The 6,453-nt window shown below is 68.7% G+C and carries 7 protein-coding genes and 2 tRNA genes; 5 read left to right on the top strand and 4 right to left on the bottom strand.

All coding sequences use genetic code 11. From position 1 onward, the window contains the following. Positions 1-89: 89 nt before the first annotated feature. Together ACESK5_RS15695 and ACESK5_RS15690 are read right to left on the bottom strand one after the other, a co-directional pair. Positions 90-161: transfer RNA gene (locus tag ACESK5_RS15695), tRNA-Thr, on the bottom strand. Between the two features lie 85 nt (positions 162-246). Then, positions 247-1,005 (bottom strand): hypothetical protein, encoded by a 759-nt coding sequence (locus tag ACESK5_RS15690; protein ID WP_372912521.1) that lies wholly within the window; start codon positions 1,003-1,005, stop codon positions 247-249. A 60-nt stretch (positions 1,006-1,065) separates the two neighbouring features. Between ACESK5_RS15690 and ACESK5_RS15685 the strand changes: the two genes are divergently transcribed. Further along, on the top strand, positions 1,066-1,761 hold the full coding sequence (locus ACESK5_RS15685; RefSeq protein ID WP_372912520.1) for an enoyl-CoA hydratase/isomerase family protein: 696 nt from the start codon (positions 1,066-1,068) through the stop codon (positions 1,759-1,761). Between the two features lie 75 nt (positions 1,762-1,836). Then, the gene (locus ACESK5_RS15680) at positions 1,837-2,481 is read left to right on the top strand and encodes a hypothetical protein (protein ID WP_372912519.1); all 645 of its coding nucleotides are present in this window, start codon (positions 1,837-1,839) and stop codon (positions 2,479-2,481) included. 7 nt (positions 2,482-2,488) lie between these two features. On the opposite strand, the gene ACESK5_RS15675 is transcribed toward ACESK5_RS15680, so the two are convergent. After that, on the bottom strand, positions 2,489-3,319 hold the full coding sequence (locus tag ACESK5_RS15675) for an NAD+ synthase (RefSeq protein ID WP_372912518.1): 831 nt from the start codon (positions 3,317-3,319) through the stop codon (positions 2,489-2,491). A 156-nt stretch (positions 3,320-3,475) separates the two neighbouring features. Between ACESK5_RS15675 and ACESK5_RS15670 the strand changes: the two genes are divergently transcribed. Both ACESK5_RS15670 and ACESK5_RS15665 read left to right on the top strand, forming a co-directional pair. Continuing rightward, positions 3,476-3,546: transfer RNA gene (locus ACESK5_RS15670), tRNA-Gly, on the top strand. A gap of 428 nt (positions 3,547-3,974) precedes the next feature. Continuing rightward, positions 3,975-4,700, top strand: coding sequence for a TIGR00266 family protein (locus ACESK5_RS15665; RefSeq protein WP_372912517.1), 726 nt, complete (start codon positions 3,975-3,977; stop codon positions 4,698-4,700). Between the two features lie 295 nt (positions 4,701-4,995). Here the strand turns inward: ACESK5_RS15665 and ACESK5_RS15660 are convergent, their stop codons facing one another. Beyond that, positions 4,996-5,616: a metal-dependent hydrolase gene (locus ACESK5_RS15660; RefSeq protein ID WP_372912516.1), complete on the bottom strand. Its 621-nt coding sequence runs from the start codon at positions 5,614-5,616 to the stop codon at positions 4,996-4,998. A gap of 114 nt (positions 5,617-5,730) precedes the next feature. On the opposite strand from ACESK5_RS15660, the gene ACESK5_RS15655 reads away from it, so the two are divergent. After that, entirely contained in the window at positions 5,731-6,399 is a 669-nt protein-coding gene (locus ACESK5_RS15655; RefSeq protein WP_372912515.1) for a TrkA family potassium uptake protein, read from the top strand. The last annotated feature ends 54 nt before the right edge of the window (positions 6,400-6,453 follow it).

Below are 6,453 nucleotides of genomic sequence, written 5' to 3'. Positions count from 1 at the left end.
CAGATTGCACGTACGGTAGACAGGCCGGCTGTCGGTTGGGTGGAACTCCCCAGTGGCGAGCGGACGCTCAGGAGCGGTGAATCAGAAGAAGCCTAGGCCGGGATTTGAACCCGGGCTCTCGTCCTTACCAAGGACGCGCTTTACCGCTAAGCTACCCAGGCGCATTACCGCGTAGGCCGGATTCGTCTTTAGGCGTTTCGATACGCCGACGCCGTGTCCCGGTGTCGCACTCTCCAATACCGCTGGTCAGGGGTCGGTCGCCGACGAGGGGACGCGGTCGCTCCCGGTCCCGGTGTTGGTATCGGTATCGGTATCGGTATCGGTGTCGCCCTCCCGCCCACCGTCGTGCCCGTCCGCCGCCCCGACGAGCGTGACGAGTCCTTCGACGCTCGTCTCGCCGAGCACGACTGCGGTCGGTGGGAGGTGGCCGTCGACGTCGAACCGCTCGGCGAGGCCCGTCGCGTGTTCGAGGAGCGCGGGCGGTGCCTCGGCGTCGACGGCGGTGGTGCCGGCGATACACGCGAGGACGAACACCGACTCCTCGAGCGTCCGGTCGAGGGCGAGGGTGTCGACGTCGGGGTCGCGTCTGCGCGTCTGGTTCCGGCCGAACGCCCGGACCGTCTCGACGGCGTGGTCGGCGGCGTCGGTGCGGGCGAGGAGGTAGAACCCGCGCGAGACCAAGACGGAGGCGGCGAGCATGTCGAGGTCGGCGTCGATGTCCCCGGTCTCGTCGGTCGTCGCCCACGGCTCGTCGTGCGCGAGCGTCCGCGTCAGGCGGAGTCCCTCGTAGATGAGTTGTACGCCAGCGATTCGTTCCGAGACCGCGTCGGTCTCGACGTCGGCACCGACCGCTCGTCCGAGCGCCCGGGCGCAGAGCAGCGAGAACACGGCCGGGGCCATCGACGCGTCGTCCAGTCGGTCGTAGAGTGCGTCGCGGAGACGTGGCGGTTCGATGTCGGCCAGTGCCTCACGCGCGGCATCGCGGGCCCGCGCGGCATCGTCCATCGCGCCAGTGTAGCGACGGCAGAGGCAAAGACCTTTGGAAAGTGAACCACATCGAAGGACATGATTCGAACGACGAACGACGGCGACGTCCGCGTCGTCACGTTCGACCGGCCCGGTCGCCGGAACGCCCTCCGCCCAGCCGACCTCGACGCGCTCGAACGCGCCGTCGTCGACGCCACAGAACCGGTCGTCTACCTCCACGGTGCCGGTTCGAGTTTCTGTGCGGGTGCCGACCTCGACGCCGTCTCCGCGCTCGACGACCCCGAGGCGTTCGCCCGGCAGGGCCAGCGCGTCGCGCGAGCGCTCGAGACGAGCGATTCGGTCGTCGTCGCCGGCGTCGACGGCGCGGCCCGGGGCGGTGGCGTCGAACTCGCGCTCGCCTGTGACCTCCGGGTCGCGACCCCCGACGCCACGCTCGGTGAACCCGGCGTCCGCTTCGGTCTGTTCGGCGCGTGGGGCGGGACGGTCCGCCTGCCCCGCATCGTCGGCGAGGGAGAGGCCCTCGACTTCTCGCTCTCGGGGAGAGTCGTCGACGCCGACGAGGCCCACCGGATGGGGCTCGTCTCCCGGGTCGTCGACGACCCCCGTGCCGTCGCGGCGGACCTCGCTGCCGGTGCTCACGACGCGCTCGCCGTCGTCAAGGAGCGCGTCCGCGCCCGCGAGGCAGATGCGACCCAGGAACGCGCGGAGGCACGGGCCTTCGCCCACCTCCACCGCGAGCACGTCGACGACATCGCCGCCTCGCGGACCGAGTGACCTGTCCCCACGCTCCCCGTCGGGCCGACCCGCCACGCCGAGCACTTCTTTAGCCTCTGTCTCTACCCGTTCGCTATGCACGACTGCCCGCACTGCACGGAGTCGTTCGAGGACGAGGCGGACTTCCTCGGCCACCTCCGCGACGACCACCCCGCGGCGTTCGGCGCGGTCGACCGGCGGCGTCTCGACCAGCTTTCGGGCGACGGTGGTGACGCCGGCATCTCGGGGACGGCGCTCCTCCTCGCCGGCCTCACGCTGGCCGTCGTCGGCATCGTCGTCTTCGTCACGTTCGGCCTCGGTGGCTCCTCGGGAGACGACGGCGTCGCGGCCGCCCGAACCCCGACGAACGTGGGGGGTGCTCACACCCACGGGACGATGGAGGTGGTCGTCCTCGGCGACTCCGTCGACTTCTCGCGCGACCGGTATCAGCTTCGGGCGAACGCCTTCCACTTCGAGGCCGGCGAGGGAACCGTCTGGCACGTCCACGCGGAGGGCGTCACGCTTGAGTGGGCGATGTCCTCGCTCGGCATCGAGGTGACCGAGACGTCGGTCACCTTCGAGGGGACGACCTACCACGACTCGGACCCGCAGTACGCCGTCTCCGTGACGGTCGACGGCGAACCGGTCGACCCCGAGACGTACGTGCTCCAGGGTGCGCCCGACGCTCGGAACGCCGCCTCGCAGGGCGACCACGTCCGCATCGTCGTCGAGGCGGAGTGACCCGAGGTCAGAACAGCGGCTCCGGCGCCGGCGGCAGCTGTCGTTTGTGCGCGCTCCGTTCGTAGAGGTCGACGACGCGGTCGACCTGTGCCGGGTCGACGCCGAGTTCGCGGACCGTCGCTGCCTTCGACAGCGGCCCGTCGACGTGTAGGGCGAGAATGGCGTCGAGCGTGTCGTACCCGACCCCCATCTCTTCCTCGTCCGTCTGGCCGAGCCACATCTCCGCGGAGGGCGTCTTCATCACGAGGTCCTCGGGGAGTCCGAGCGACGCCGCGACCTGGCGGACCTGCTGTTTGTAGAGGTTGCCGAGGGGGTTGCAGTCGACCGCCTGATCCCCGTACTTCGTGAAGTAGCCCGTCAGCGCCTCGCTCCGGTTCCCCGTTCCGAGGACGATTTTCCCCTCGTGGTTGGCGACGAAGTAGTTCAGGACGCCCCGGATGCGCACCCGGACGTTCCCCGTCGCCATCCGGTCGTCCGTCGCGTCCGGATACGCCTCGAAGAACGCGTCGGCGATGGGGTTGATGTCGACGACGTCGTACTCGATTCCCAGCAACTCCGCGACGCGTTCGGCGTCGCTCATGTTCCCCTCGGTGTTCACCTCGCTGGGCATCACGAGGCCGTGGACGTGCCCGGCGCCGAGCGCTTCGACCGCCAGCGCGGCCGTCGTGGTCGAGTCGATGCCGCCCGAGAGACCGATGACCGCCCCCTCGGCGTTCGCGTCGTCGACGACGCGCTGGACGAACGAGACGATGTGCTCGCGCGTGGCTTCGAGTTCCTCCGGAGCGAGTCGGAGGTCGAGCGGTGCGTCGTCCGCGAGGACGGATAGCTCCTGACTCATCGGTTCTCGCTAGCGGTGCGGACGACTAATATCCACGTCTCCCGAACGAACGGTGGACGAACGTTGGGTCTCGAACGGTCATCGTCGCGTTCGGCCGAAACGCTATTTTCAAGTACGGTGGTACGATATGAGGAGATGCACACAGTGACGGTGTGAGCGCCGTTGGTCCAGTGGTAGGACAGTGGCTTCCCAAGCCACTAGCCCGGGTTCAATTCCCGGACGGCGCATCCTGCTGTGAACGACCGTGACCAGCGGATGCGCTACGAGGGATTGAACCCTGCCAGTCGCGCACAGCGAGGCACGAGCGAGCACGTCTGGCTCCGGTTCGATTCCCGGACCGGCGCACCCATGCGTGACCCGACGACGAGTAGCGCCGCTACCCCCCGCTCCCGACGGGGCTGACGGCGGGACGGACCCGTCCCGTGCGAGTCTGGACGGTCGGTTCGACTCCGAGGAGTCGTCTGCCCAACGAAGGACCCGGCAGGGACTGTCGTCGCGTGGAGCAACCCACACGCGGCCAGGGACCGACTCCACACTCGGACTGCCTCGACTCTCGAGTGGACGTGACAGTCGACACCGCGGGAGCCTCTGTGTGCAGAGGAGTAACATGTATACTGTAATTATCTTTAGTTAGTATCTCTCCGATACGTGTCCCGTGAAACACAGCATCGAGAAGGGGCCGAGCTACGCGGTGCTCCGAACGACGATGGACCGTGGCGACCGACTCATGGCGGAGACAGGAGCGATGATCAGTCGAAGCGAGCGCGTTCGCGCCGACGCCGAGGTCGGTGGCGGCGAGGGCATCGGAGGGATGATCAAGTCGGCGGTGAGTTCGAGCAAGGACCTCGTGGAGAACGCCTTCGAGGCCGAGGCCGACGGAGCCGAACTCACGCTGGCTCCGGACCATCCCGGCGACGTGTTCGGCATCGACGTCGGGCGGGACGGCCCGATAAAGGTCAACTCCGGGTCGACACTGGCGTGGGAACCGACCGTCGAGCGCTCGAGCGCGTTCAACGACGCCGGGGGGTTCTTCTCCTCGGGGAGCCTCCGCGTCCTCGAACTCTCCGGGGAGGGGCGAGCGTTCCTCTCGGCGTACGGCTCGATCGTCGAGACCGAGGTCACCACCGGCGACGCGACCATCGTCGACACCGACCACCTCATCGCGTGGACCGACGGCCTCTCGGTCTCCCGCGAACAGGACGGCAGTATCAAGTCGACGATACTCGGTGGCGAGGGCATCGTCTCGAAGTTCTCCGGACAGGGGCGCGTGTGGATCCAGACCCGCGACCCCGCGGTGTTCCGGGCCGCGACCGGACGTGACAGCCAGGGTGGCGACGGTGGGGGTGGCGGTTCGAGTATCGACCCCGGTGACTTCATCTGACAGGAGTCACAGTAGCCCTTCGCTCGGTACCGCTTCACTCGACTGACCCTCGGGGGTCGGCCGCCGAACCGTCCGGCTGTGCCGACGACGCCGACGATGCCTACGGAATTCACCGTCGGGACGCCGACTGGACCAGCGAGACACACCGTCTCGACTGCGAAGAGCGTTCGACTCGGTTACAGCCGGGAACGAGCGAACCGGCCGCTGCGGTGAGCGTCCGCGATTCCCGTCCATCCCGGTCGGTCACCGACGTACACGCCGCTGTCAGAACGCGAGAGCAGCCACGACGGTCGTCTCAGCGGTACGCGCCGATGAACGACGCCACCCGACCGGGCAGACGGTCGAATACGTCCTGTGGAATCTGCGGGACGACCCGGTCCGCGAGTGCCACCAGCGGTTTCCGCAGGGCGGTGTAGACGACGGAGACGGCGAGTGCGCCGACGATCGCCGTCTGGGCCGTGTCACCGAGGAGGAGGAGGCCCGGCACGGCCAGCACGCCGCCGAGTACGAGGTCCTCCGGCGCTCCATCGTACCGGATCCACCGTTTCGGTGGAACCCACCGTCCGCTCGCGTGGTTGTACACCGCCCGCTCACCCTGCCCGAGCCAGGGACGCGGTTCGAGGCCGCCTCCCGCCGCGTCCATCACGGAGTGGAGCGCGGCCGCGGCGAGGAAGAGAGCGGCGGCCAGCGTCACCGGCGTCGTCACCACGACGGCGACGACGCCGGCGGCCGCGGCGGCGACGCTGTAGTACACGGGGAAGTGCAGCGTCTTGCGGTGGTCGCCCGTGAGGTCGAAGTCGGGGAAGAAGCCCCCGACGGCCGCGGCCAGGACGGGGAGTCCCCCGGCCTCGGGGACGAACAGCGAGACCACGACCGCGAGTGCCACGCCGGCGAGGGCGTGGGTCGTTGCCATCATCGCGTCCTCGTAGGCGACTCGAGGGAAAAACGCTGTCGTGGTTCGTGGTACCGTTTCGACATCACCCCCCGAACCGGGTCCATCCTTTAAGTTCGGGGCGGCGTACTCGTGGGTATGCGATTCGTTATCGTCGGGTACGGCCGTGTCGGCGCGCGGACTGCACGGGTCCTCAAGGAGGAGGGCCACGACGTCGTCCTCGTGGAGAACGACGACCAGAAGGTCGAACGCGCCCGCGAAGCGGGGTTCGAGGTCGTCGAGGGTGACGGGTCGAACGAGGCCATCCTCGAACGCGCCGGCGTCGCGGACGCCGACGCCGTCGGTGGACTCACGGGCGACCCGAACGTGAACTTCGCGGCCTGTATGATCGGCAAGGAACACGGCTGCCGGGCGATCATGCGCATCAGCGAGGACTACCGCGAGGAAATCTACGAGCAGTACGCCGAGGACGTCGACGAGGTCATCTACCCCGAACGTCTCGGTGCCGCCGGTGCGAAGACCGCTCTCCTCGGCGGGAACTTCAACGCGCTCGGCGACCTCACCGAACGCCTCCAGCTCTCGACGCTCACGGTCCCCGAGGGTGCGCCGGTCGTCGGCCAGCGCGTCTCGGAGGTCGACCTCGGCCCCCGGGCGCGAATCTACGCCCACAGCCACGACCGCGAGGAGATGACGATTCCGCTCCCGGGGACGGAGATTCGAGTGGGCGACCAGCTCGCGCTCATCATCGACCTGGACGCCGTCGACGAGGTGAAGACGGCGCTGCTCGGCGACGCCGTCAAGGCCTGAACGCGGGCGGCAGAGATGAGAGTGGTGCCTGCCGTCGCGAGACCGCGCCGGCGG

The sequence above is a fragment of the Salinigranum sp. genome (assembly GCF_041641895.1).
In the GTDB taxonomy this organism is placed as follows: domain Archaea; phylum Halobacteriota; class Halobacteria; order Halobacteriales; family Haloferacaceae; genus Salinigranum.
The sequence above is the reverse complement of the archived record's forward strand: the minus strand, read 5'-3'. Positions and strand labels throughout refer to the sequence as shown.